Consider the following 22,475-nt stretch of genomic DNA (forward strand, 5'->3'; position numbering starts at 1 on the left):
CGGGCGTTCAAGCCACATGGCGGCCGTGGGCCTGGCGCCGGAAACCGCGTGCTCGTGGGCGTGCCGGTGGCGGCGCGTCCACAGTGGACCCCGGTGTCACCGTGCCGTCGTCGGCCGTCGCCGCGGGGAGCGGGGCGCCTCGATCGCGATGCGCCCGGTGCACCGCGTACAGCAACGCCAGCCCGAGCACCACGAGCACGTGGGTCGCCAGCCGGGACAGCGTCACCTGGCCTGCCGCCAGGTCGCCCGCCGAGAGCGCCAGCAGCACGCCGACGAACCCGGTCAGCAACGGCAGCTGGCCGCCCGCCGTGCCCGGCCGCAGCGCCGCCGTCAGCAGGCCGATGCCCACCGCGAGGTTCCACGCGCCGCTCTCGTGGCCGAGGTGGATGCCGCCGTGGGCCGTCCCGAGCAACTCCGCGAAGGCCAGGCCCAGCTGGGCGATCGCGACCGCGGTCAACGCGATCCGCAGCCCCCAGCCCTCGCCGGACGGCGCCGGCGTGCGTTCGAGGATCGCCGCCGTGAGGTCCGGGACCGCCGGCGCCGGGCGCAGCAGCATCGTGCGCCGCAGCCGTTCCGCGCCCGCGAGCCACTCCCGGCAGTCCGCGCAGGACGCCAGGTGCTCGTCGGGCGACACCGGCTCGGCCTCGCCGTCCAACCGGGCCGACAGCGCTTCACGGCAGTCCTCGCACCTCATGGTCCACTAGTCGGACGGCGGATCCGCTGAGTTCCCCGTCACTGCCTCCGCCTTCCTCCCCGCCACCGCCCTCAATCGAGACGCTTCGCGCCGCTGTATGTTCTCGGTCCATGACTCACCGTGAGGACGACGACCGCGTCACGGCCTTGGCCCTGTCCGCCGGCCACGGCGACCGGCGCGCGCTCGAAGAGTGGGTCCGCGCCACCCAGGCCGACGTCTGGCGCTTCCTCGCGCACCTCACGGACGCCGCGTCCGCCGACGACTTGACGCAGGAGACCTACCTTCGCGCCTTCGGCAGCCTTCGCCGCTTCGCGGGACGTTCCTCCTCGAGGACGTGGCTGCTGGCCATCGCCCGCCGGGTCGTCGTCGACCAGATCCGCGCCGCCGGGGCGCGGCCGAAGATCGCCGACACCGACTGGGAAGCCGCCGCCGAGCGCACCCGGGATCCCGCGGCCGGGTTCGAGGACCTCGTCGAACTGCGCCTGCTGCTCGACGGGCTGGAGCGCGACCGGCGCGAGGTGCTCGTCCTGACCCAGGTGCTCGGGCTGTCCTACGCCGAGGCGGCCGACGTCTGCGGCTGCCCGGTCGGCACGATCCGCTCCCGCGTCGCCCGTGCCCGCGAGGACCTGATCCAGGCCCGGCGCGCCCGCGGGGCCGGCTGAACCAGCCTGGTGCGCCGTCCGGCACTGTGGCGGCGCACACATTCGGCGGCTTCCGCTGTCATCTCGTCACAGAGATGGGCCGACTCGACTACGGCGCGTTGACGTCCGGCCAACGGGCTCCTTAGCGTGGCGCGCACCCCGCCACCACCCAGCAAGGGATTCCCGATGGCCCGTCCCACCACCGAACCCGCCGAGGCCGCCGAGCCCGGGCGGGTCGGCCGCCGCCGCTTCCTGACCTACCTGGTCGCCGCGCCCACGCTCACCGTCGCCACGAAACTCACCGCCGACGCCGTGGCCCCGGCCCGCGCCGAGGCCGTCGTCCCGACCCTGCCGCAGCCCGCGGAGATCCTCGACCTCGGGGACGTGCTGACGCTGTCGTGCGCGCCGACGGCCGGGATGCTGGTGCTCGAACTGACGTCCGACGGCCGGGCGCGGCTGCAGCTGCCGCGCGCCGAGGTCGGCCAGGGCATCACGACGGCGACCGCCATGCTCGTCGCCGAAGAGCTGGACCTGCCGCTCGACCGCGTCGACGTGGTGCTCTCCGACGCCCGCACCGAGCTGCTGTTCAACCAGCTCACCGGCGGGTCCAACACGATGCGCTCGCTCTACGACCCGGTCCGCGGCACCGCGGCGACCGCCCGCGCCCGGATGGTCGCCGCGGCCGCCGCGCAGTGGGGGACCGACGCTTCGCGACTGTCCACACGCGACGGTGCGGTGTGGGCACCGGACGGGCGCAGCGCCTCCTACGGCACCCTCGCCGGCCCCGCGTCCCGCTCGGGCCTGAGCGTCGGGGTGATCCAGCCGAAAGCGGAGTCGGCGCACACGCTCGTCGGGACGCCGGCCTCGCGCAAGGACGCCCGCGCGATGGTCACCGGCAAGCAGGTCTACACGCTCGACCTCGACGTCCCCGGGGCCAAGCCGGTGATGGTGCGGCGGCCGCCGACGATCAACGGCACCGTGCAGAAGGTCAACAACGAGGCCGCGGTCCGGGCCATGCCGGGGATCATCGACATCGCCGTCGTCCCGACCGGCGTCGCGGTGATGGCCGAGACCTTCGGCGAGGCCCTCGACGGCAAGAACGCGCTCGACGTCACCTGGGGCCCCGGCACGGTCGACGGCGAGGACAACGAGACGATCAAGAAGAAGCTGCGGGCCGCCGCGCTGCCGTTCGTGGTGCCGCCGCTGCTGACGCAGTACGTCGACGGCGAGTTCGACTTCGCCTTCGCCAGCCACGCACCGATGGAGTCGAACTCCGCGGTCGCCGACGTCCGCGAGGACAGTGCGACCATCTGGGCCGGGCTGAAGTCGCCGATCGTGGCGAAGCAGACCATCGCGCAGGAGCTCGGCCTGCCGGAGAACAAGGTCACCGTGCACGTCCAGCAGGGCGGCGGGTCCTTCGGGCGGCGGCTGTTCTTCGACGCGGCGCTGGAAGCCGCGCGCATCTCGAAGGCGATGAAGAAGCCCGTCCGGCTGATGTGGAGCCGGATCGACGACATGCGCCACGGCCGGGCGCGCGCGGCGAGCTACCACCGGATCCGCGCGACCTTCGCGCTCGGTCAGGTGCTGACGTTCGAACACCGCGTCGCCAGCGTCGAAACCGACTGGAGCCACGGGCTCGGCGAGATCCTCACGGCGTTCGCGGCGAAGCTGCCCGTCGGCGGCAACCTCAGCTTCGCGCAGACGGTGTTCCTGCTGACCGTCAAGTCGCCGTACAACTTCGGCGTCACCACGCAGCTGCTCGACGAGGTCCCGCTGAAGTTCCACACCTCGGCGTGGCGGTCGGTCTACTCGGCGAACACCCGCGGTGCCGAAGAGATCATGGTCGACGAGATCGCGGCGAAGCTCGGCAAGGACCCGGTGGCCTTCCGCCGCGAGTTCATCAAGGAGCAGCGCCAGCGCGCGGTGCTCGACAAGGTCGCCGAACTCGGCGAGTGGGGCAAGAAGATGCCCGCCGGGTTCGCGCAGGGCATCGCGGTGCACGGCGAGTACAAGTCCTACACCGCCTGCCTGGTCGAGCTGGACGCGCGCGACCCGAAGCACCCGCGCGTCACGAAGGCCACGATCGCGGTCGACGTCGGCAAGCCGGTGAACCCGCGCGGGATCCAGGCGCAGATGCTCGGCGGCCTGACCGACGCGATTTCGACGACGCTCACCGCGGGTCTGCACATCGACAAGGGCCTGCCGCTGGAGGGCAGCTACTCGCAGTTCCACTACGCGCGGCAGAAGAACTCGCCGACCGACGTCACCGTGCACGTCATGCCGGCCACCGGGTCGGACATCGGCGGCGCGGGCGAGCTCGGCCTGCCGGCGCCGGTCGGCGCGATCGCCAACGCCTACGCCCGGGCGACCGGGATCAAGCCCCGCAGCTTCCCGATCACCTTCCCGGTCGACTTCGACCCGTTCCCGCGCTGAGGAGAGTTCCGTGCCCAACTACACCTTCGTGGTGAACGGGAAGACCGTCACCGTCGACGTGCCCGCCGATCTGCCGATGCTGTGGGCGCTGCGTGACAAGCTCAAGGTCCGCGGGCCCAAGTACGGCTGCGGCATCAACGTCTGCAAGGCCTGCACCAGCCACCTCGACGGCGAGGCGTTCAACCCCTGCGTCACGCCGGTGTCGGAGTGCGCCGGGCGGGAGGTGACCACGATCGAAGGACTGGCCGACGGCGACGAGCTGCACCCGGTCCAGGAAGCCTGGCTGGAGCAGGACGTGGCCCAGTGCGGCTACTGCCAGCCCGGCCAGATCATGGCGGCGGTGGCGCTGCTGAAGAAGACGAAGAACCCGACGGACGCCGACATCGACGCCATCCAGAACGTGTGCCGCTGCGGGACCTACTTCCGGATCCGGGAGGCGATCAAGAGCGCGGCCGCCAAGATGGCCTGACGCGGATGCGGAGGTTCTACAGAAGAACCTCCGCATCCGCGGTTCTTGTAGCAAGTTCACCCGAACGTGGCGGTCCCGTTCGGGTTAGATGTCGGTCTCGGACCTCGACGAGGAGGCCGGGACCGGAGGGCACCATGCACAACCAGGCGCTTCTCGCCGACGGGCGCGCGCCCCAGGTCGCTTCGCTGGCCGCCGAGGTCGAGCGGAAGCTGCCCGAGCTGATCGAAAGCACCGTGCGGCAGATCCTCGCCGAAATGCCCGTCTACGCCGACGCCCGGTTCGTCTCGCACGCCGAACTGAGGAACTCGGTGCGCGCCAACCTCGACCACGTGCTGCGCACGCTGCGCGGGTCCGACGTCCCGGACCTGTCGCAGGCCCGCGCGACCGGCCGGGCGCGGGCCCTGCAGGGCGCGCCGCTGCCGGAACTGCTGCGCGCCTACCGGATCGGCCTGACCGAGGTGTGGCACCGGTTCGTCGAGCTGACCGCGCAGCGGGACGACCTCGCCGCGCTGGTCGCCGTGACGGCGGTGATCTGGGCGCTGATCGACGACCTCGCCGAAGCGCTCACCACGTCCTACCGCGACACGACGGCGGAAGTCGTGGTGGCGCACCAGAACCGGCGTTCGGCGCTGGTGGAGGCGCTGTTCGCGGGCGGGGCCGCGACCGAGGGCACGCTGTGGGACATCGCCCGCGTGCTCGACCTGTCGCTGGACGGCACGTTCGTCGTCGTCGCCGCGGAAACCCCGCGGCTGGGCCAGGAACCGCTGCCGCAGATCGAGGCCCGGCTGCGCGCGCTGCAGCACGCGTCGGCGTGGCGGCTCACCCCGGACCTGCAGGTCGGCGTGGTGTCGCTGCGCGACCCGAACGCCGCTTCGGCGATCGTGGCGCTGGTGCGCGAGCACCCGGTGGGCCGGGTCGGGATGAGCCCGGTGTTCACCGGTCTGGGCAACACCGCCCGCGCCCTCCACCTCGCGCGGGTGGCGTTGTCGAGCATGACGCCGGGCACGCCGGGGCTGGTCCAGTTCACCGAATCGCCGCTGGCGGGCCTGGTGGCCAGCGCGCCGGAGGCGTCGGTGCAGCTGGCCCACCACGTGCTCCAGCCGGTCCTCGACCTCCCGGGCGACGACCGCAACGTGCTGCTGCTGACGCTGCGCGCGTGGTTCGACTGCCAGGGATCGACGAAGCTGACGTCGGAGCGCATGTTCTGCCACCCCAACACGATCCGCCACCGGCTGAAGCGCATCACGGAGGAACTGGGCCGCTCGCTGACGAACCCGGCGGACATCGCCGAGCTGGGCGCGGCCCTGCGGGCGCTGAACCTCTTCCCGGAGGCGACCCACCTCCCGGCGCCGCGTTAGCGGACGCCCGGGCCGTACCGCCGCGCCATCCCGGTCAGCCACTCGCGCCCGACCGGGTTCGCGGTGTGGACGCGGACTTCGGGCGGCCAGCAGTCGTGCTCGCACAGCCACAGCACGACCGGACGGGTCGTGTCGTCGCCGCCGAGGTCGTGGTCCAGCGAGATCGCCGCGAACCGGTGCGCGCTCAGCAGCTCGATCGCTTCCGCGCTCGACTTCGCCCACGTCCAGCCCGGCGGGGCCGGCCGCAGGTCGTCGACCCAGAGGCGGTTCACGCGGCCAGCAGGGCGCGGGTCCGGGCCTGCTCCTCCGCCGGGCCGAACGGCATCACCAGCAGTTCCGTCGCGCCCGCGTTCTCAAGGGATTTCACCTGGCGGAGCACGGTTTCCTCGTCGCCGACGATCGCGGTGTCCGCGATCCGGCGGTGGCCTTCGCGGTCGAGGACCGCGCGGTAGGCCGGGACGTCCGCCGCGCCGCCGTACGTCCGCTCGACCCAGGTCCGGCGTTCGTCCACATCGGACGTCACGCAGATCAGCTGGCCGGAGACCACCCGCGACGCCGCCCCCAGCGTCGGCACCACGAACTCGGCGGTTGCCCGAGGGCCGGCGAAGGTCGTGATCACGCCGTCGGCCAGCTCGCCCGCCAGGCGCGTCGACCGCGGGCTCACCGAACCGAGCAGCACCGCGGGCCGTCCGGCGCCGGGGGTGTTCAGCCCGCCCGCGGCCGTCAGCGTCTCGCCGTGGACGTCCGCCTTTTCGCCGCGCAGCAAGGGGTTCAGCGCCTCGAGGTATTCGCGCAGGTGCCGGATCGGGCGGTCGTAGGAGTACCCGAACTCGCCCTCGATGATGAACTTGTGGCTCAGGCCGATGCCCAGGTGGACGGGCACGCCGGCGGCCGCCTGGACGGTCAGCGCCTGCGCCGCCATGGTGATCGGGTGCCGCGGGTACGTCGGCACGACGCACGTGCCCAGCTCGACGCCGGGGGCGGCTGCGGCGAGAGCCGGCAGCGCCGTCAGCGCGTCCCAGCCGCCTCGCTGCGCCACCCAGAGCGTGCCGTAGCCGAGCTTCGCCGCTTCGCGTGCTTGCGCCGTCATGGCGTCGAAGCCGACGCCGAGTTCGTCGATCAGGATTCCGGTGCGCATGGTCCCTCCAGTGGTCAGTACGCGCGTTCGAGCTGCTTGCGGTCGAGCGCGACGGCTTCGGTGAACAGCTCCAGCGCCCGTGGGGCCACGGCGCGCAGCTGCCGGGTCGACACGGCCAGCGGTTCGAAGGCGTGCGCGACGGTGTCGGCGATCAGGGCCGGCTCGGGCGGGGGAGTGCGGCCGAGGAAGCCGTGCAGCACGGCCTGGAAGGCGACGACGAGGTCGCGGACCGGCCGATCGGTGCGCAGCAGGTCGTTCGCCGCCAGCAGCTCCAGGTACTCGACGAAGGCTTCTGCGTGCCGCGGGTCGAGCTTGCCGTGCAGCTTCGGCAGCAGCTTGCCGAGCGTCTCGGTGTCGTCGGCGTACCCGGCGCGCAGCAGCGGGCGCCGCAGGACGTTGGCGTACTGGATCTCGGTCAGCCGCGAAAGCCGCACGGCGAGCGGGTCGGCGGCGAGCGCGGCCACGAGGTCTTCGAGCGCCCGCACGGACTCGCGGAGCAGGACGGCGAGGAACAGCTCCTCGCGGTTCTTCCAGTGCAGGTAGACGGTCCCTTTACCGACCCCGGCCCGCTCGGCGACGTCCTCGACGGTGGTCCGCCGGTACCCGGCCCGCAGCAGCAGCTCGGCGGCGGCGTCGAGGATGCGCTCGGCCCGTTCGGTCCGGTCTTCGGCGGGAGGCATGCAGTCATCGTATGACTGAATTCGAAATTTGGTCAAACGTTCGGAACGCGGTGATCCAGGTCACGCCGCCGCGCTGTCACGGCCGTCTGCCCGCCGGTGTCCTGTGGTCGGCCGGATGCCACCGGCCCCTGCGAGAACGGAGAAGCAGCATGAGCAAGGTCTGGTTCGTCACGGGTTCGTCGCGCGGTTTGGGCCGCTGCTTCGTGGAGGCTGCCCTCGGCCGCGGCGACCGGGTGGCCGCGGCGGCGCGGTCCACGGCGAGCCTCGACGAGCTCGTCGCGACCTACGGCGACGCGGTGCTCCCGCTGGAGGTGGACGTGACCGACAAGGCCGCCGTCTTCGAGAACGTGAAGCGGGCCGCCGAGCACTTCGGGCGGCTGGACGTCGTCGTGAACAACGCCGGCTACGCGCAGATCGGCGCCATCGAGGAGCTGACCGAGGCGGAGCTGCGCGACCAGCTCGAGACCAACGTGTTCGGCCCGGTGTGGGTGGTCCAGGCGGCCCTGCCCTACCTGCGGGACCAGGGCTCCGGGCACTTCGTCCAGCTGTCGTCGGCCGCGGGGGTAGTCGCGATGCCGCTGGGCGGGGCGTACCACGCGTCCCGGTGGGCGATCGAGGCGCTGAACGAAACCCTGGCCAAGGAGGTCGCCGAGTTCGGGATCAAGGTGACGATCGTCGAGCCGGGCGGCTACGCCACCCGCGACGGCAAGAACCCGGACCCCCTGGCCAACGGCCACGTCGCCGAGACGACCCCGGTCTACGACGGGCTCCGCCGCCGGATCGCCGAGGTCGCGGCCAAGCAACCCGCCGGCGACCCGAAGGCGGCCGCCCGGGCGTTGCTGAAGGTCGTCGACGCGCCGAACCCGCCCCTGCGCGTGCTCTTCGGCCGCGGCTTCTACCCGATGATCCAGCAGGCGTACGCCGACCGGCTCGCGACCTGGGCGGAGTGGCAGGAGCTGTCGGCGGAGGCGCAGGGCGGGGACGCCGAAACTGTCGGTGCCTCCCGGTAACGTGGAAACCGGGGGGCGCCCCCGCGGCCCGGCTCAGCTGCGGCGGTCTCGCTTTGACGAAAACGGGTTGCCCGGCCGCGGGCGTAGTGGGCGCCTCGACCTGGGGGATTGAGGCCTCGGCGGCTGCGCCGGCCGGTTTGGGCCGGCGCGGTGGCCGGTCCTGGCGGGCGCGGCGGCTGCCCAGCGAGCACGGCGGCCGAGCCCGGCTGCCTCAAGCGCGCCGCCCTTGGCGGACCCAGCTCCCGCAGCGCGGTGCCGGCCGGTCCATCGCCGGATCCGGCCGGCACTCCGGCCCGGCCAACGGCCGGACCACCGCCCCGCGGCTCAAGCGTCCGAGGAACGCTTCCACAGGTTGATGTCCGCGTCCGTCGCGTGCCCGTCGATCTCGGTCAGCTCCTCCGACGAGAACTCGAGGTTGCCCAGCGCGCCCACGTTGTCCTCCAGCTGCCGGACGCTGCTCGCGCCGATCAGCACCGAGGTCACCCGGTGGTCGCGCAGGGCCCACGCCAGAGCGAGCTGGGCCAGCGACTGCCCGCGGCGGCCCGCGATGTCGTTCAGCGCGCGGACCCGGCCGAGCCGGTTCTCGTCGAGGGTGTCCGGGTTCAGGGACTTGCCCTGCGCCGCGCGCGAATCGCCGGGGACGCCCGTCAGGTAGCGGTCGGTCAGCAGGCCCTGCGCCAGCGGCGAGAACGCGATGCAGCCCGCGCCGGCCTGCTCCAGCGTGTCGAGGAGGCCGTCCTCCTCGATCCAGCGGTTGAGCATCGAGTACGACGGCTGGTGGATCAGCAGCGGCGTGCCGAGTTCCCGCAGCAGCCGGGCCGCCTCGGCCGTGCGCTCGGAGTTGTACGACGAGATCCCGACGTACAGCGCCTTCCCGGCGCGGACGGCGGCGTCGAGCGCCCCGACCGTCTCCTCCAGCGGCGTCTCGGGGTCGAAGCGGTGCGAGTAGAAGATGTCGACGTAGTCCAGGCCGAGCCGGCCGAGCGACTGGTCCAGGGAGGACAGCAGGTACTTGCGCGAACCCCACTCGCCGTACGGCCCCGGCCACATGTCGTAGCCCGCCTTGGTCGAGATCACCAGCTCGTCGCGGTACGCCCGGAAGTCGGTGGCCAGCAGCCGCCCGAAGTTCTCCTCCGCCGAGCCGTAGGGCGGGCCGTAGTTGTTGGCCAGGTCGAAGTGGGTGATGCCCAGGTCGAAGGCGCGGCGGAGGATCGCGCGCTGGGTCTCCAGCGGCCGGTCGTGGCCGAAGTTGTGCCACAGCCCGAGGGAGATCGCGGGCAGCTTGAGCCCGGAGCGCCCGCAGCGCCGGTAGGGGATCGAGTCGTATCGGCCGGAAGCGGCAACGTAGGTCACGCGGCCGATGCTAGCCGCGGAGGAACGCGCCCGCGCGCGGCGCGGAACCGGGGCGGGCCCGGCCGCGGGTCGGGTACGCTCCGGGTGAGCGATCGCTTAGGAGGCACGTGGTGGGCACCGGATTCTTCACCTCCGTCGACGACGTGTCGGCCAAACTGGCCGGGGCCGGCTACCTCGCCTCCACGGCGGTGGCGACCACCGTGTTCCTCGCCGACCGGCTCGGCAAGCCGCTGCTGGTCGAGGGCCCCGCGGGGGTCGGCAAGACCGAGCTCGCCAAGGCCGTCGCCCAGGTCAGCGGTTCGCGGCTGGTGCGCCTGCAGTGCTACGAAGGCATCGACGAGGCCCGCGCGCTGTACGAGTGGAACCACGCGAAGCAGCTGCTGCGGATCACCGCCGGCCGCGACGAGACGTGGGAGGCCGCCCGCACCGACATCTTCGGCGAGGAGTTCCTGCTCCGCCGCCCGCTGCTCACCGCCATCTCCTCCGACGAGCCGACCGTGCTGCTGATCGACGAGACCGACAAGGCCGACATGGAGGTCGAGGGCCTGCTGCTGGAGGTGCTCGGCGACTTCCAGGTCACCGTCCCGGAGCTCGGCACGATCACCGCCACGCGCGCGCCGTTCGCCGTGCTGACGTCCAACGCCACGCGCGAGCTGTCCGAAGCGCTGCGCCGCCGGTGCCTGTTCCTGCACATCGACTTCCCGGATGAAGACCTCGAACGCGACATCGTGCGGCTCAAGGTGCCCGGGATCGACGCCGCCCTCGCCGACTCCGTCGTCCGCGTGGTCGCCGCGCTGCGGGCGATGGACCTGCGCAAGCTGCCGTCGGTCGCCGAGACCATCGACTGGGCGCGCACGCTGCTCGCGCTCGGGGCGTCGACGCTGGACGACCGGGTCGTGCGGGAGAGCCTCGGTGTCGTGCTCAAGCACCAGGACGACATCGCCAAGGCGGGCGCCGGCCTGAAGCTCGAACAGGTCCTGGACGCGTCGTGACCGGCGGCGTGCCGGAGCGGCTCGCGGAGTTCGTCAAGGTGCTGCGGGCCCAGGGCATCCCGGCGGGCCCCAGCGAAACGGTCGACGCCGCGGCCGCGCTGGAGGTGCTCGGCCTCGACGACCGGGCGCTCGTCCGCGAGGGCCTGGCCGCGGCCCTGGTCCGCCGCGGCGGCCAGCGGGCGGTCTTCGACGCCGCGTTCGACCTGTACTTCCCGGCCGGGGTCGGTGCGCCGGAACGCGCCCGCGAAGAGCCGTCGACGCTGGAGGACCTGCGCGAAGAGCTGGCCGCCGCGCTCGCCGACGGCGACCGGCAGGCGCTCTCGCAGCTGGCCGGCCTCGCCGTCGACATGCTCGGCCAGTACGGCTCGGCGTCCGGTCCCGGTGGCGGCTTCTCCGCCCACCAGACGCTGGAGCGGCTCCAGCCGCAGACGCTCATCGCGCGGGTGCTGGCCGCGGTCCGCGGCGGCGGCGCGCGCGGCGAGTTCACCGACCGGCTCGACCGCGACGAGATCCGCCGCCGCGTCGAGGTCTTCCGCGGGCAGGTCCGCACCGAGGCGCGCCGCCGCGCCGCCGAGGTCCGCGGCCGCGAGCGCGTCGCCAAGCACGCCATCGCGCCCTCGCCGGACCGGGTCGACTTCCTCATCGCCAGCCGCACCCAGCTCGCCGAACTGCGGCGCACCATCCAGCCGTTGTCCCGCAAGCTCGCGACGCGCCTGGCCGCGCGCCGCCGCCGGATGACGCGCGGGCAGATCGACCTGCGGCGCACGCTGCGCCGCTCGCTCTCGACCGGCGGCGTGCCGCTGCGCCCGGCCTACCGCCACCGGCGGCCCGGCCGGCCGGAAATCGTGCTCCTGTGCGACCTTTCCGGGTCCGTGGCGGGGTTCGCGAACTTCACCATGCTGCTGGTGCAGGCGCTGCGCGACCAGTTCAGCAAGATCCGCGTGTTCGCGTTCGTCGACAGCACCGACGAGGTCACCCACCTGGTCACCACCGGTGCCGCCGACCCCGAGCACCTGGGCGCGCGCATGCTGTCCGAAGCGGCGCTGGTGCGCTGGGACGGCCACAGCGACTACGGCGGCTCCCTGCGTCAGTTCACCGAGAACTGGCCGGACGCGATCGGCCCGCGGACGTCGGTGCTGATCCTCGGCGACGCCCGCACCAACGGCGGCGACCCCAACCTCGACGCGGTCCGCGCGATCAAGGCCCGCGCCCGGCACGTCCACTGGCTCAACCCCGAGCGCCGGTCGCTCTGGTCCACGGGGGACTCGGCGGCGCTGGGGTACGCCGACGTCGTCGAGATGCACGAGTGCCGCACGGTGCACCAGCTCGGCACGCTCGTCACCCGGCTGCTGCCGGTGTGAGCCAGGCGTCGATGTCCCGCAGCACGGCCTTCTTGGTCGCTTCGGGGGCGAAGGACGCCGTGACGCTCGCGCGGGCGAAGTCCGCCATCGTCGTGTCGTCGTAGCCGAACGCGCGCTGCACGCGGGCGTACTCCTCGGCGAGGGCGGCGCCGGTGACCGACGGGACGTCGGTGTTGAGCGTGACCGTCAGTCCCACGTCCCGCAGCCGGGGGAGCGGGTGCTCGGCCAGCGAAGGCACCAGCCCCAGCGTCACGTTCGACGACGGGCACACTTCCAAGGCCAGCCCGCGGTCCCGCACCTCGGCGACCAGCGCGGGGTCGTCGAGCACGCGGATGCCGTGGCCGAGCCGTTCGGTCCGGCCGACTTCGAGGGCCTCGCGGATGCTGTCGGGCCCCGCGTCCTCGCCGGTGTGGTGCAGCAGGCGGATACCGGCCGCGCGGGCTTTCTCGAAGACCGCCGCGAACGGCCGCAGCGAGTGGTTTTCCTCGCCCGCCATGCCGATCGCGAAGACTTCGTCGTACTTCAGCGCGAGGTCGAGGGTGCGCTCGGCCCGCTCGACCGACCGGCGCCGGGAGTGGTCGAGCAGCAGCCGCCACTCGAGTCCGTCGCTTTGCGACAGTCCCGCGAGGACGGACGCCAGCGGCATCTCGAGGTCGCCGAGGCGTTCTCCGTGCGACGCCGCGGTGAACGTGAGCTCGGCGTAGCGCGTGCCCTGCGCGGTTTCGTCCTCGACGTACTCGCGGGCGATCCGCTCGAAGTCTTCGGGACGCCGCAGGCACGACCGGATGAGCGCGTTGTGGTCGGCGAAGGCGCGGAAGCCGTCGAACACCGGGGGCTCGGCCGGCACGTCGACACCGTTCGCTTCGCCCAGCTCGCGGAGCGTGCCCGGGCGGATCGTGCTCTCCAGGTGGACGTGCAGGTGGGCCTTCGGCAGAGCGGCCAGGTCGCGCATGATCGCGAGCCTAGGACCGGACGGCGGCGGTCCGCGCGGCATTTTCCCGGCGGCGCCCGCTCCCGGCCCCAGGTTTTGGGCCGCGTCACACGGGGAACCTCCGGGTGGTTCGTCCGCGTTGTCAGGATGACCGGACCCGATGAGGGAGGACCTACCGTGCCTTTGATGAAGAAGCTGACCGTGCTGGCCGGCGCAGCCGCTTCGGCTCGTGCCTACGCCAAGAAGAACCCCGAAAAGGTGAATCAGGTCGTCGGCAAGGCCGCGAAGTTCGTCGACGACAAGACCAAGGGCAAGTACCACCAGCAGATCGCCGGCGCGGTCCGCAAGGTCAACTCGGTGACCGGGCAGCCGGGCCGGCCGGGACCGGCCACCGGCCGGTAGCTCATTCGGCCGTCAGGACCTCCAAGAGCCCCTCGCCGTACTTGGCGAGCTTGTTCTCCCCGACGCCGCTGACCGTGCCCAGATCCGCCAGCGACGACGGCCGTTGCGTGGCGATCTGGCGCAGGGTCGCGTCGTGGAAGACGACGTACGCGGGTACGCCCTGTTCCTTCGCGACGCCGGCCCGCCAGGCCCGCAGGCGCTCGAACAGCGGCGCCGCCTCCGCGGGCATGTCCACGGCGGCCGCGGACGACTTCCGCGTGCTGCGGACCTTGGCGGCGGCGGCCCGCTCCGGTTCCCGGCGCAGCAGCACTTGGCGCTCACCGCCCAGCACCTCGGCGCTGGCTTCGGTGAGCACCAGCGACCCGTAGTCGCCTTCCACGGCGAGCAGGCCTTGGGCGAGCAGCTGCCGCACCACGGCCCGCCACTCCGGCTCGCGCAGCTCCGTGCCGATGCCGAACGTCTTCAGCGTGTCGTGCTGGAACTGCGTGACCTTGGGCGTGGACTTGCCGAGCAGGATGTCGATGACCTGGCCGGCGCCGAACTTCTGGCGCCGTTCGTTGCGCAGCCGCACGACGGTCGACAGCAGCTTCTGCGCCGGGATCGTGCCGTCCCACTTCTCCGGCGGGTTCAGGCACGTGTCGCAGTTGCCGCAGGGGCCGGCCTGCTGCCCGAAGTAGTTGAGGATCTGCACGCGGCGGCACTCGACCGTCTCGCACAGCGCGAGCATCGCGTTCAGGTGCGCGCCCAGCCGCCGCCGGTGGGCCTCGTCGCCTTCGGACGTGTCGATCATCTTGCGCTGCTGGACGACGTCCTGCAGCCCGTACGCGAGCCACGCGGTCGACGGCAGGCCGTCCCGCCCCGCGCGGCCGGTCTCCTGGTAGTAGCCCTCGACCGACTTCGGCAGGTCGAGGTGCGCGACGAACCGGACGTCCGGTTTGTCGATGCCCATGCCGAACGCGATCGTCGCGACGACGATCAGCCCGTCCTCCCGCAGGAACCGCGACTGGTGCTTCGCGCGGGTGCGCGCGTCGAGCCCCGCGTGGTACGGGACCGCCGGAATCCCGTTCTGCACCAAGAACTCCGCGGTCTTCTCGACCGAGTTGCGGGACAGGCAGTAGACGATCCCCGCGTCTCCCTTGTGCTCGGTCTGCAGCAGCTCCAGCAGCTGCCGCTGCGGTGAGTTCTTGCCGACGATCCGGTACTGGATGTTCGGCCGGTCGAAGCTCGCGACGAAGTGGCGGGCCTCGTCGAGGTTCAGCCGGGCCGCGATCTCCTTGTGGGTGGCCTCGGTCGCGGTGGCGGTCAGCGCAATCCGCGGCACCTCCGGCCACCGCTCGTGCAACGCCGAGAGCTGGAGGTAGTCGGGCCGGAAGTCGTGGCCCCACTGGGCGACGCAGTGCGCTTCGTCGATCGCGAACAGCGAAATCTTGCCGCGGTCGAGCAGCCGGACGGTCGATTCGACCGAAAGCCGTTCCGGCGCCAGGTAGAGCAGGTCGAGCTCGCCGCTGAGGAACGCCGACTCCACCTCCTGCCGCGCCGCGTAGTCCTGGGTGGAGTTGAGGAACCCGGCGCGGACGCCGGCGTTCCGCAGCGCGTCGACCTGGTCCTGCATCAGGGCGATCAGCGGGGAGACGACCACGCCGACGCCGGGCCGCACGAGCGCGGGGATCTGGTAGCACAGCGACTTCCCGCCGCCGGTGGGCATCAGCACGAGCGCGTCACCGCCGGCGATCACGTGCTCGACGATCGCCGCCTGGTCGCCGCGGAAGCTGTCGTAGCCGAACACGCGCCGGAGGGTCTCCAGCGCGTCGGACGCGGGTGCGAGGTCGGTCTCTGCCACCCGCCCGACTATAGAGCGGGGGTCCGACAGTTCCGGTCCGGCCCGCCGCGGATGGCAGACTGGCGGGGTGCAGTACTGGCCCGTACCCGACCTCGCCGCGTATTTCGCCGGTGCCTGGCGCCTGGAGCGGGAAATTCTCACCGCGGACGGCGACCCGGCGGGCGAGGTGACCGGAACGGCCACCTTCACCGAGACCGAGGGCGTCCTCGTCTACCACGAGGAGGGCCGGCTGCGGCTCGGCGGCCACACGGGGCCGGTCACGCGGACCCTGCACTACCGCCCGGCGGGCCCCGGCCGTGCGGCGGTCCACTTCGACCACGGCGGCTTCTTCCACGACCTCGACCTGCGCGCGGGCCACTGGACGGCGGACCACCCCTGCCGCGCCGACCACTACCGCGGCGAGTACCGGGTGACCGGCGCCGACCGGTGGCGGCAGGAGTGGGCGGTGCGCGGGCCGGCCAAGGACCACGTCATCGTCAGCCGGTTCACCCGTTAGACGATGCCGCCGTTGGCGCGCAGCACCTGGCCGTTCACCCAGCGCGCCGGACCGGCCAGGAACGCGACGACCTCGGCGATGTCCTCCGGCTGCCCGAGCCGCTCGAGCGGCGGCTGCTCGGCCATCCGGGTGATCGTCTCCTCGTCCTTGCCGTCGAGGAACAGCGCGGTCGCGGTCGGGCCGGGCGCGACGGTGTTCACGGTGATGTCGCGGCCGCGCAGCTCGCGCGCCAGGATCATGGTGATCGCCTCGACCGCGCCCTTCGTCGCGTTGTAGACGCCGTAGCCGGGCAGGTTCAGCCCGAGCACCGACGTCGAGGTGGTGATCACCGCGCCGCCGTCGCGGACCCGCCGCGCGGCCTGCTGGGCCACCGCGAACGTGCCGCGGATGTTGGTGCGGTGCACGCGGTCGAGGACGTCGAAGTCCGTGTCGGCGATCGGGGTCGGCGGGTTCATCACCCCGGCCAGGTGGGCGACGACGTCGACGCCGCCGTACGTGCGTTCCGCGGTGTCGAACAGCTCCGCGACCGCGGCCGGGTCGGCCACGTCGGCGCGGACCGCGATCGCCCGGCCACCGCGTGCGGTGATGGCCTCGACGGCGGCCTCGGCCTCCTTTTCGTTGCCGGCGTAGTTGACGACGACCGCCATGCCGTCGGCGGCCAGGCGCTCGGCGACCTGGCGGCCGATGCCGCGGGAGCCGCCGGTGATGATCGCGACGCGGGTGTCGGGGGTGCTCATCGGTTCCTTCTTTCCGGTCCGGGCGGCCTCCGTGCCGCCTTCTGTTATCGACGATATCACTTTTCTGGTAACACTGCTTCGAGGTGGTCGCCTCCCCGTGCCGGGGCGGGGACATCCGGCCGTATCCACGCCGCCGGACGGCCGAATCCCGAGGTCGGGGGGCCGGTGCCCGTTTTCGGCGCGGCTAATCAGGGAACACCGGTCGCATCGGGGGCTTGACATCCTTGAAGGAGTTTGAGCGATGCTCACATGGCTGATCGTGTTGATCGTCGTCGTGGCCGTCGCGGTGCTCGGCGCCGTGATCTGGCTGGTGACGCAGGAAATGCAACGGAAACGGCTGCAGCAGCGGTTCGGTCCCGAGTACGACCGCACGGTCGCGGAGAAGGACAGCCCCCGTGCCGCGCAGCGCGAACTGGCCGAGCGGGAACGCCGGCACAAGGAACTCGACATCCGGCCGCTCTCGGCGTCGGCGCGCGAGCGCTACGCCCGGGAATGGACGCAGGTGCAGGAAAAGTTCGTCGACCAGCCGTCCGGCGCCGTCGCCGAGGCCGAGCAGCTGCTGAACTCCCTGATGGCCGAGCGCGGGTACCCGACCGAGGGCTACGAGCAGCAGCTGGCCGACCTGTCCGTGCGGCACGCCAAGACCCTGGAGCACTACCGCGCCGCCCACACGACGCAGCAGAAGCGCGACGGAGCGTCCACTGAGGACCTGCGGGACGCGATGGTGCGCTACCGCACCGTGTTCGAGGACCTGCTGACCGACGGCGCCGACGACGAGCAGCACCACGACCGCCGCAACGGCCACGACCACAGCGGTCGCGACACCGACCGCCGGGACACCGAGCGGAACGAAACCCACGGGCACGAGACCGACCGTCACGTGACCGAGCGCCAGGCGTCCGCGAGCCCGCGGACCGAGTCGAATGGAGGACGTTGACCATGACCGAACACCTGACGCGGCACGACGCCGAGGACGACCGGGACCTGACCGGGCGTGAGGGCGTCCACGACGGCTACCGGGACGACAGCGCCACGGACGAGGTTCCCGGCCAGGACCGGGACGGCTTCCACGAGTCCGCCACGGCCGAGGACCAGAACCTGAGCACCGCCGACCTGGCCTCCGCCGGGCACCGCGACCCCGGCGACACGGCCGCTTCCCGCGATTCGGGCGGTGACGTGGAGGCACACTCCGGTGGTGACGTCGAGGCGCCCGCTTCCGGCGGTGACGTGGAAACGCCCGCCGCTTCCGGTGGTGACGGGCAGCGGCCCGCTTCCGGCGGAGACGTCGAGACGCCGCCGCTGATCGACGAGGAGAAGGTCACCGGGTTCCGCGACCGCTGGCAGAACGTCCAGGCCGGCTTCGTCGACGACCCGAAGCAGGCCGTCCAGCAGGCCGACGAACTCGTCGCCGGCGTGATCAGCGCGCTGGCCACCACGTTCGCCGAGCACAAGAGCGAGCTGGAGTCCCAGTGGCAGCAGGGCGAACCGGCCACCGAGGAACTGCGGATCGCCCTGCGCCGCTACCGCTCGTTCTTCGACCAGCTGCTGCCGCGGTAGCGGGCGTCGTTTGCCGGTGGGCATGATCGGGTACGCACACCCGGGAAAACGTCGGCAAACGGGAGGCAGCCGGATGAACGTGGCCGAACTGCTCGTCGAGGGGTTCAGCCGGGTCCAGGGCACGGTGCACGCGGCGGTGGCGGGATTGACCGCGAAGCAGCTCGGGACCCGGCCGGACGACGAGGCCAACTCGATCGCCTGGCTGGTGTGGCACCTGACCAGGGTGCAGGACGACCACGTCGCCGACGTGGCCGGGACGGAGCAGGTGTGGACGGGCCAGGACTGGCTTTCCCGGTTCGGCCTGCCGTTCCCGGCCGGTGACACCGGCTACGGCCACCGCCCGGCCGACGTCGAAGCGGTCCGCGTCGACGGGCCGGACCTGCTCACCGGCTACTACGACGCCGTGCACGAGCAGACGGTCCGGTTCGTCACCGGCCTCGACGCCGAGGCCCTCGACCGGATCGTCGACGAGGCCTGGGACCCGCCGGTGTCACTGGGCGTGCGCCTGATCAGCGTCCTGGACGACGACACCCAGCACGCCGGGCAGGCGATGTACGTCCGCGGCCTGCTCTAGTTCAACAGTCTTCGCAGCCATCCCCGCGGTGGTCGGCGAGGCGCCGGGGGCCCGGGCCTTCGGCGCCGAGCCGGTCGCCGGGGTTGGCCAGCCGGCACTTGGCCAGCGACATGCAGCCACAGCCGATGCAGTCGTCCAGCTGGTCGCGCAGCTGTTCCAGCTGGCGGATGCGCGCGTTCAGGTCGTCCTGCCAGCAGCGGGAGATCCGTGCCCAGTCGGTGCGCGTGGGCGTGCGGTCGTCGGACAGCAGGCCGAGCACTTCCCGGATCTTCGCCAGCGGCATGCCCACCCGCTGCGACATCCGGATGAACGTCACCCGCCGCAGCGTGTCCCGGCGGTAGCGCCGCTGGTTGCCCGCGGTGCGGCGACTGTGGATCAGGCCTTCGTCCTCGTAGAACCGGAGGGCCGACGCGGGTACTCCGCTGCGCCGGGAAAGTTCGCCGACCGTCAGGTCGGGCAGCGCGCGGGTGGGGGCGTTCACCATGGCCGCCACCCAACCACAGCGGCGCGCTTGACTTCAAGTGAGCTTGAAGTCCCATCCTCGACGACGGCAGAGTTTCCGTTGTGGCGAGGAGGAAGTGTGTCGGAAGCGCGGGTGCGGGTCGCGGTGATCGTGGGCAGTGTCCGGGGAGGACGGTTCGGGCCGGTGGTCGCCGGCTGGGTGGCGGGCGTCGCGGACGCGCACGGTGGCTTCGAAGCCGACGTCGTCGACCTCGCCGAGGCCGATCTCCCGCTGGCCATGCCGGCGTTCGGCGCCGAACCGCCCGCGGCCGTCGCCGCCGAGGTCGCGAAGGTGACCCCGCGGCTCGAAGCCGCCGACGCGTTCGTGGTGGTCACCCCGGAGTACAACCACAGCTACCCGGCTTCGCTCAAGAACGCCATCGACTGGCACCGGCCCGAATGGCGGGCCAAACCGGTCGCTTTCGTTTCCTACGGCGGGATTTCCGGCGGCCTGCGCGCGGTCGAGCACCTGCGCCCGGTCTTCGCGGAGCTGCACGCGGTGACCATCCGCGAGACGGTCAGCTTCCACGGCGCCCAGGGGTGCTTCGGCGAAGACGGCGTGCCGAACGACGACGCGGCGGGCGTCGCGGCGAAGGCGCTGCTCGACCAGCTCGGCTGGTGGGCGCGGTCGCTGGCGGAGGCGCGGGCGGCCCGGCCCTACCCGGGCTGAGGCGGCTTGCCGTCAAGTCGACACCGGTGTTCACCCTTCGCAGGTCTGGTACGGCAGCTGGATGTCCGGCCCGGCGAGGGCGATGGTGCCGGGCCGCTGCGTCGTCAGTGCGGCGAGCGCGGTGCAGACCAGCTGGTTGATCCCGGCCGCGCTGATCGTCCGTAGCGGGAAGGAGATGTTGACCGTCGTCGGCGGGCCGGGCGTCAGCGCGATCTCGCCGGAGCGGGGCAGCGCCGTCGTGTACCCCTCGAACGTCTCCTCGGCGGACGGACCTTCCATCAGCATCGTCAGGGCGACTTCGAACCGCATCGGGAAGACGGCGGGCCGCGCGACCGGCACCGCCCGGTCGTCGCGGAGGAAGTAGAGGACCACGTCGGTGGCGGTCCCGTCGTTCACCGGGTTCCGCAGCGTGGGGGCGGGTCCCGCCGCGAGCACCGGCGTCGGCTTGATGCCGCACGCGCTCGTCAGCAGCAGCACGGCGAGGACGAGGAGCTTCTTCACGGGACCTCCCGGGGCAGGCGCAGCTCGAACCGGGCGCCGGTGCCGGTGCCGGCCGCGACGATGTCGCCGCCGTGCAGCCGCGCGTTCTCCCGGGCGATGGACAGCCCGAGGCCGCTGCCTTCGGACCGGGCGCGGGCGGTGTCGGCCTTGGTGAAGCGGTCGAACACGCGCGGCAGCACGTCGGCGGGGATGCCCGGGCCGTGGTCGGTGACGGTCAGCACGACCTCACCGCGCTCCGCCCGCAGCACCACTTCGACCGGCGGCGCGCCGTGCCGCAGCGCGTTGCCGACCAGGTTCGCCACGACGATGTCGAGCCGCCGCCGGTCGAGCCGGGCGACGATGCCCGGCGGCAGGTCCGCGACCAGGTCGTCCCCGGGTTCCCAGCCGCGGGCGGCGAGGGTGTCGGTGACCGCCGCCGCGACGTCCAGTTCTTCCCGGCGCAGCTCCGCCCGCCCGGCGTCGAACCGCGAGATCTCGATCAGGTCCTGCACCAGCCGGGTCAGCCGCCGCGTCTCGGCCGACACCAGCCGGGCCGCGACGGCGGTGTCCGGCGGCAGCTGCTCGGCGTCCTCGTCGAGGACGTCGGTGACCGCGTTCATCGCCGCCAGCGGCGTCCGCAGCTCGTGCGAGACGTCGGCGACGAACCGCCGCGCGTCGGCCTCCATCGCGCGCAGCGTGCCGACCGTGCGCTCCAGCTCCGCGGCGGTGTGGTTGAACGTGGTGACCAGCTGCGCGAGTTCGTCCGAGCCCTTCGCGCGCAGCCGCACGTCCAGCCGTCCGCGGCCGAGCTGGCTCGCCGCGGTGTTCAGCGCGCGCACCGGCCGCAGCACCTGCCGGGCCGCGAGCAACGCGACGCCGACCGCGAACGGCAGCACGAGCGCGGAGAACAACCAGGCGTGGCGGGCCAGGTCGTCGATCGCCTGCTGCTGATCGGTCAGCCGTGCCATCGCGTAGACCTCGAGCCCGCTCGGCTTTCCGGCGCTGGTCTGCACGGGGACGCCGACGAAGAACAACGGGAAGCCCTGGACGTCGACGCGCTGGAACTGGATGTTGGTGCTGGTCGCCACGGCGTGGCGCAGGTCGGCGGGCACCTCGTCGATCGACAGGCCCGACGTCGCGTGCAGCTGTCGGTAGACCACGAGCGCGTTGCTGGACTTGAGCGCCGTCGCGAACGCCTCGAGCGTGGCCTGGGACGCCGGCAGCGACACGGTCGGCAGGTACGCGCTGATCTGGTCGCGCAGCTTCAGCATCGTCTGGTCCTGGATGCCTTCCAGGATGGCGCGCCGCGCGAAGACGTAGCTCGTGCCCGCCGCGGCGGTGGCGCCGAGGATCATGATGACCGCGAAGGCGGCGACCAGCCGGGGCCGCAGCCCGGCGAGCCACGACCGGATCCGCGGTGCCGTCACGAGCGGCCGAACCGGTAGCCGAACCCCCGGACGGTCTGCACGTGTTCGGGTTTGGCCGGCACGTCCTCGATCTTCGCGCGCAGCCGCTGCACGCAGGCGTCGACGAGCCGGGAGTCCCCGAGGTAGTCGTGGTCCCACACCGCGGAGAGGATCTGCTGGCGGCTGTAGACCTGCCCGGGCGTGCGCGAGAGCTCCAGCAGCAGCTTCAGCTCGGTCGGGGTCAGCGACACCGGGGTGCCGCGCTTGGTCACCTCGAGCGCGGCCCGGTCGATGACGAGGTCGCCGTGCCGCTCCTCGGCCGCCGTCTGCTCGCCCGGCCGCTCGCCGGTCGCCCGGCGCAGCACCGCCCGGATCCGCGCGTCGAGCACCCGCGGCTCGACGGGCTTGGCGACGTAGTCGTCGGCGCCCGCTTCGAGCCCGGCCACGACGTCGAAGTCGTCGCTGCGCGCGGTGAGCATGATGATCGGGACGGGACCCGCCGCCCGCATCCGGCGGCAGGTCTCGAAGCCGTCCATACCGGGCAGCATCAGGTCGAGCACGACGAGCTCGGGCCGGTGCTGCACGAGCGCTTCGATGCCGAGCTCGCCCGATTCCGCGGTGTGCACCACGTGTCCCTGCCGGCGCAGGGCCAGCTGCAGGCCCTCCCGCACCGCCGCGTCGTCTTCTACCACCAATACCTCGGCCACGGCGCCATTATTCGGAAAAGCGCACGTCATGGCGACCCGGGCGGA

The 22,475-nt window shown here is 72.4% G+C and carries 25 protein-coding genes; 13 read left to right on the plus strand and 12 right to left on the minus strand.

Annotated elements, in window-relative coordinates; all coding sequences use genetic code 11:
* Positions 1-7: 7 nt before the first annotated feature.
* Positions 8-694 (minus strand): zf-HC2 domain-containing protein, encoded by a 687-nt coding sequence (locus tag ACLJPY_RS25595; protein WP_410592112.1) that lies wholly within the window; start codon positions 692-694, stop codon positions 8-10.
* Between the two features lie 110 nt (positions 695-804).
* Between ACLJPY_RS25595 and sigC the strand changes: the two genes are divergently transcribed.
* The 4 genes from sigC to ACLJPY_RS25615 all read left to right on the plus strand — a co-directional run bounded on the left by sigC (position 805) and on the right by ACLJPY_RS25615 (position 5,595).
* A complete protein-coding gene (gene sigC, locus ACLJPY_RS25600) occupies positions 805-1,356 on the plus strand; it encodes an RNA polymerase sigma factor SigC (protein ID WP_410592114.1) in 552 nt (183 codons plus the stop codon).
* A gap of 165 nt (positions 1,357-1,521) precedes the next feature.
* Entirely contained in the window at positions 1,522-3,768 is a 2,247-nt protein-coding gene (locus ACLJPY_RS25605) for a molybdopterin cofactor-binding domain-containing protein (protein WP_410592116.1), read from the plus strand.
* A gap of 10 nt (positions 3,769-3,778) precedes the next feature.
* On the plus strand, positions 3,779-4,237 hold the full coding sequence (locus ACLJPY_RS25610) for a (2Fe-2S)-binding protein (RefSeq protein WP_410592118.1): 459 nt from the start codon (positions 3,779-3,781) through the stop codon (positions 4,235-4,237).
* Between the two features lie 134 nt (positions 4,238-4,371).
* Entirely contained in the window at positions 4,372-5,595 is a 1,224-nt protein-coding gene (locus tag ACLJPY_RS25615) for a PucR family transcriptional regulator (RefSeq protein WP_410592119.1), read from the plus strand.
* Here the strand turns inward: ACLJPY_RS25615 and ACLJPY_RS25620 are convergent.
* Genes ACLJPY_RS25620 through ACLJPY_RS25630 form a run of 3 tightly spaced genes read right to left on the minus strand, consistent with a single transcriptional unit; the run spans position 5,592 to position 7,413 of the window.
* The gene (locus ACLJPY_RS25620) at positions 5,592-5,867 is read right to left on the minus strand and encodes a cyclic-phosphate processing receiver domain-containing protein (RefSeq protein WP_410592120.1); all 276 of its coding nucleotides are present in this window, start codon (positions 5,865-5,867) and stop codon (positions 5,592-5,594) included. The genes ACLJPY_RS25615 and ACLJPY_RS25620 overlap by 4 nt on opposite strands.
* Positions 5,864-6,733: a TIGR03564 family F420-dependent LLM class oxidoreductase gene (locus ACLJPY_RS25625; RefSeq protein ID WP_410592121.1), complete on the minus strand. Its 870-nt coding sequence runs from the start codon at positions 6,731-6,733 to the stop codon at positions 5,864-5,866. The genes ACLJPY_RS25620 and ACLJPY_RS25625 overlap by 4 nt, the downstream gene beginning before the upstream one ends.
* Before the next feature lie 14 nt (positions 6,734-6,747).
* Positions 6,748-7,413 (minus strand): TetR/AcrR family transcriptional regulator, encoded by a 666-nt coding sequence (locus tag ACLJPY_RS25630; RefSeq protein ID WP_410592123.1) that lies wholly within the window; start codon positions 7,411-7,413, stop codon positions 6,748-6,750.
* 149 nt (positions 7,414-7,562) lie between these two features.
* Between ACLJPY_RS25630 and ACLJPY_RS25635 the strand changes: the two genes are divergently transcribed.
* Complete coding sequence (locus ACLJPY_RS25635; protein WP_410592125.1) at positions 7,563-8,423, plus strand: SDR family NAD(P)-dependent oxidoreductase; 861 nt, start codon at positions 7,563-7,565, stop codon at positions 8,421-8,423.
* A gap of 324 nt (positions 8,424-8,747) precedes the next feature.
* On the opposite strand, the gene mgrA is transcribed toward ACLJPY_RS25635, so the two are convergent.
* Positions 8,748-9,776 (minus strand): L-glyceraldehyde 3-phosphate reductase, encoded by a 1,029-nt coding sequence (gene mgrA, locus ACLJPY_RS25640; RefSeq protein WP_410592127.1) that lies wholly within the window; start codon positions 9,774-9,776, stop codon positions 8,748-8,750.
* A 110-nt stretch (positions 9,777-9,886) separates the two neighbouring features.
* Here mgrA and ACLJPY_RS25645 point away from each other — a divergent pair, with 110 nt between their 5' ends.
* The gene (locus tag ACLJPY_RS25645) at positions 9,887-10,768 is read left to right on the plus strand and encodes an AAA family ATPase (RefSeq protein WP_410592128.1); all 882 of its coding nucleotides are present in this window, start codon (positions 9,887-9,889) and stop codon (positions 10,766-10,768) included.
* Positions 10,765-12,129 (plus strand): vWA domain-containing protein, encoded by a 1,365-nt coding sequence (locus tag ACLJPY_RS25650; RefSeq protein ID WP_410592129.1) that lies wholly within the window; start codon positions 10,765-10,767, stop codon positions 12,127-12,129. The genes ACLJPY_RS25645 and ACLJPY_RS25650 overlap by 4 nt, the downstream gene beginning before the upstream one ends.
* Here the strand turns inward: ACLJPY_RS25650 and add are convergent.
* On the minus strand, positions 12,107-13,081 hold the full coding sequence (gene add / locus ACLJPY_RS25655; RefSeq protein ID WP_410592131.1) for an adenosine deaminase: 975 nt from the start codon (positions 13,079-13,081) through the stop codon (positions 12,107-12,109). The genes ACLJPY_RS25650 and add overlap by 23 nt on opposite strands.
* A gap of 156 nt (positions 13,082-13,237) precedes the next feature.
* Between add and ACLJPY_RS25660 the strand changes: the two genes are divergently transcribed.
* On the plus strand, positions 13,238-13,462 hold the full coding sequence (locus ACLJPY_RS25660) for an antitoxin (protein ID WP_410592132.1): 225 nt from the start codon (positions 13,238-13,240) through the stop codon (positions 13,460-13,462).
* 1 nt (position 13,463) lies between these two features.
* On the opposite strand, the gene recQ is transcribed toward ACLJPY_RS25660, so the two are convergent.
* Entirely contained in the window at positions 13,464-15,302 is a 1,839-nt protein-coding gene (gene recQ / locus ACLJPY_RS25665; protein ID WP_410592133.1) for a DNA helicase RecQ, read from the minus strand.
* A 67-nt stretch (positions 15,303-15,369) separates the two neighbouring features.
* Between recQ and ACLJPY_RS25670 the strand changes: the two genes are divergently transcribed.
* Positions 15,370-15,798, plus strand: coding sequence for a DUF6314 family protein (locus tag ACLJPY_RS25670; RefSeq protein WP_410592135.1), 429 nt, complete (start codon positions 15,370-15,372; stop codon positions 15,796-15,798).
* Here the strand turns inward: ACLJPY_RS25670 and ACLJPY_RS25675 are convergent.
* Positions 15,795-16,535, minus strand: coding sequence for an SDR family oxidoreductase (locus tag ACLJPY_RS25675; protein ID WP_410592136.1), 741 nt, complete (start codon positions 16,533-16,535; stop codon positions 15,795-15,797). The genes ACLJPY_RS25670 and ACLJPY_RS25675 overlap by 4 nt on opposite strands.
* A gap of 241 nt (positions 16,536-16,776) precedes the next feature.
* Between ACLJPY_RS25675 and ACLJPY_RS25680 the strand changes: the two genes are divergently transcribed.
* The 3 genes from ACLJPY_RS25680 (at position 16,777) to ACLJPY_RS25690 (ending at position 18,666) form a co-directional block, all read left to right on the plus strand.
* Positions 16,777-17,472: a hypothetical protein gene (locus tag ACLJPY_RS25680; RefSeq protein ID WP_410592138.1), complete on the plus strand. Its 696-nt coding sequence runs from the start codon at positions 16,777-16,779 to the stop codon at positions 17,470-17,472.
* Between the two features lie 2 nt (positions 17,473-17,474).
* Positions 17,475-18,092, plus strand: a complete 618-nt coding sequence (locus ACLJPY_RS25685; RefSeq protein ID WP_410592139.1) for a hypothetical protein — start codon at positions 17,475-17,477, stop codon at positions 18,090-18,092.
* A gap of 73 nt (positions 18,093-18,165) precedes the next feature.
* Entirely contained in the window at positions 18,166-18,666 is a 501-nt protein-coding gene (locus ACLJPY_RS25690) for a mycothiol transferase (RefSeq protein WP_410592140.1), read from the plus strand.
* Position 18,667: 1 nt separating this feature from the next.
* On the opposite strand, the gene soxR is transcribed toward ACLJPY_RS25690, so the two are convergent.
* The gene (soxR, locus tag ACLJPY_RS25695; protein ID WP_410592141.1) at positions 18,668-19,150 is read right to left on the minus strand and encodes a redox-sensitive transcriptional activator SoxR; all 483 of its coding nucleotides are present in this window, start codon (positions 19,148-19,150) and stop codon (positions 18,668-18,670) included.
* A 96-nt stretch (positions 19,151-19,246) separates the two neighbouring features.
* Here soxR and ACLJPY_RS25700 point away from each other — a divergent pair, with 96 nt between their 5' ends.
* A complete protein-coding gene (locus ACLJPY_RS25700) occupies positions 19,247-19,837 on the plus strand; it encodes an NADPH-dependent FMN reductase (RefSeq protein ID WP_410592142.1) in 591 nt (196 codons plus the stop codon).
* A 30-nt stretch (positions 19,838-19,867) separates the two neighbouring features.
* Here ACLJPY_RS25700 and ACLJPY_RS25705 read toward each other — a convergent pair whose 3' ends face one another.
* From ACLJPY_RS25705 to ACLJPY_RS25715, 3 genes are read right to left on the minus strand one after another with little or no spacing between them, the layout of a single operon-like run.
* Complete coding sequence (locus tag ACLJPY_RS25705; RefSeq protein WP_410592144.1) at positions 19,868-20,338, minus strand: hypothetical protein; 471 nt, start codon at positions 20,336-20,338, stop codon at positions 19,868-19,870.
* Complete coding sequence (locus ACLJPY_RS25710; RefSeq protein ID WP_410592146.1) at positions 20,335-21,744, minus strand: ATP-binding protein; 1,410 nt, start codon at positions 21,742-21,744, stop codon at positions 20,335-20,337. Before ACLJPY_RS25710 ends, ACLJPY_RS25705 begins: the two co-directional genes overlap by 4 nt.
* Positions 21,741-22,430: a response regulator gene (locus ACLJPY_RS25715; protein WP_410592148.1), complete on the minus strand. Its 690-nt coding sequence runs from the start codon at positions 22,428-22,430 to the stop codon at positions 21,741-21,743. Before ACLJPY_RS25715 ends, ACLJPY_RS25710 begins: the two co-directional genes overlap by 4 nt.
* Between the last annotated feature and the right edge of the window lie 45 nt (positions 22,431-22,475).

The organism is Amycolatopsis sp. lyj-23 (genome assembly GCF_046549135.1).
Classification (GTDB): Bacteria; Actinomycetota; Actinomycetes; order Mycobacteriales; family Pseudonocardiaceae; genus Amycolatopsis.

Bases quoted from the DNA above. Each gene is read 5' to 3' on its own strand.
- ACLJPY_RS25595 (WP_410592112.1), bottom strand. From the start codon at position 694: ATGAGGTGCGAGGACTGCCGTGAAGCGCTGTCGGCCCGGTTGGACGGC.
- sigC (WP_410592114.1), top strand. From the start codon at position 805: ATGACTCACCGTGAGGACGACGACCGCGTCACGGCCTTGGCCCTGTCC.
- ACLJPY_RS25605 (WP_410592116.1), top strand. From the start codon at position 1,522: ATGGCCCGTCCCACCACCGAACCCGCCGAGGCCGCCGAGCCCGGGCGG.
- ACLJPY_RS25615 (WP_410592119.1), top strand. From the start codon at position 4,372: ATGCACAACCAGGCGCTTCTCGCCGACGGGCGCGCGCCCCAGGTCGCT.
- ACLJPY_RS25625 (WP_410592121.1), bottom strand. From the start codon at position 6,733: ATGCGCACCGGAATCCTGATCGACGAACTCGGCGTCGGCTTCGACGCC.
- ACLJPY_RS25630 (WP_410592123.1), bottom strand. From the start codon at position 7,413: ATGCCTCCCGCCGAAGACCGGACCGAACGGGCCGAGCGCATCCTCGAC.
- ACLJPY_RS25635 (WP_410592125.1), top strand. From the start codon at position 7,563: ATGAGCAAGGTCTGGTTCGTCACGGGTTCGTCGCGCGGTTTGGGCCGC.
- add (WP_410592131.1), bottom strand. From the start codon at position 13,081: ATGCGCGACCTGGCCGCTCTGCCGAAGGCCCACCTGCACGTCCACCTG.
- ACLJPY_RS25675 (WP_410592136.1), bottom strand. From the start codon at position 16,535: ATGAGCACCCCCGACACCCGCGTCGCGATCATCACCGGCGGCTCCCGC.
- ACLJPY_RS25680 (WP_410592138.1), top strand. From the start codon at position 16,777: ATGCTCACATGGCTGATCGTGTTGATCGTCGTCGTGGCCGTCGCGGTG.
- ACLJPY_RS25685 (WP_410592139.1), top strand. From the start codon at position 17,475: ATGACCGAACACCTGACGCGGCACGACGCCGAGGACGACCGGGACCTG.
- ACLJPY_RS25690 (WP_410592140.1), top strand. From the start codon at position 18,166: ATGAACGTGGCCGAACTGCTCGTCGAGGGGTTCAGCCGGGTCCAGGGC.
- soxR (WP_410592141.1), bottom strand. From the start codon at position 19,150: ATGGTGAACGCCCCCACCCGCGCGCTGCCCGACCTGACGGTCGGCGAA.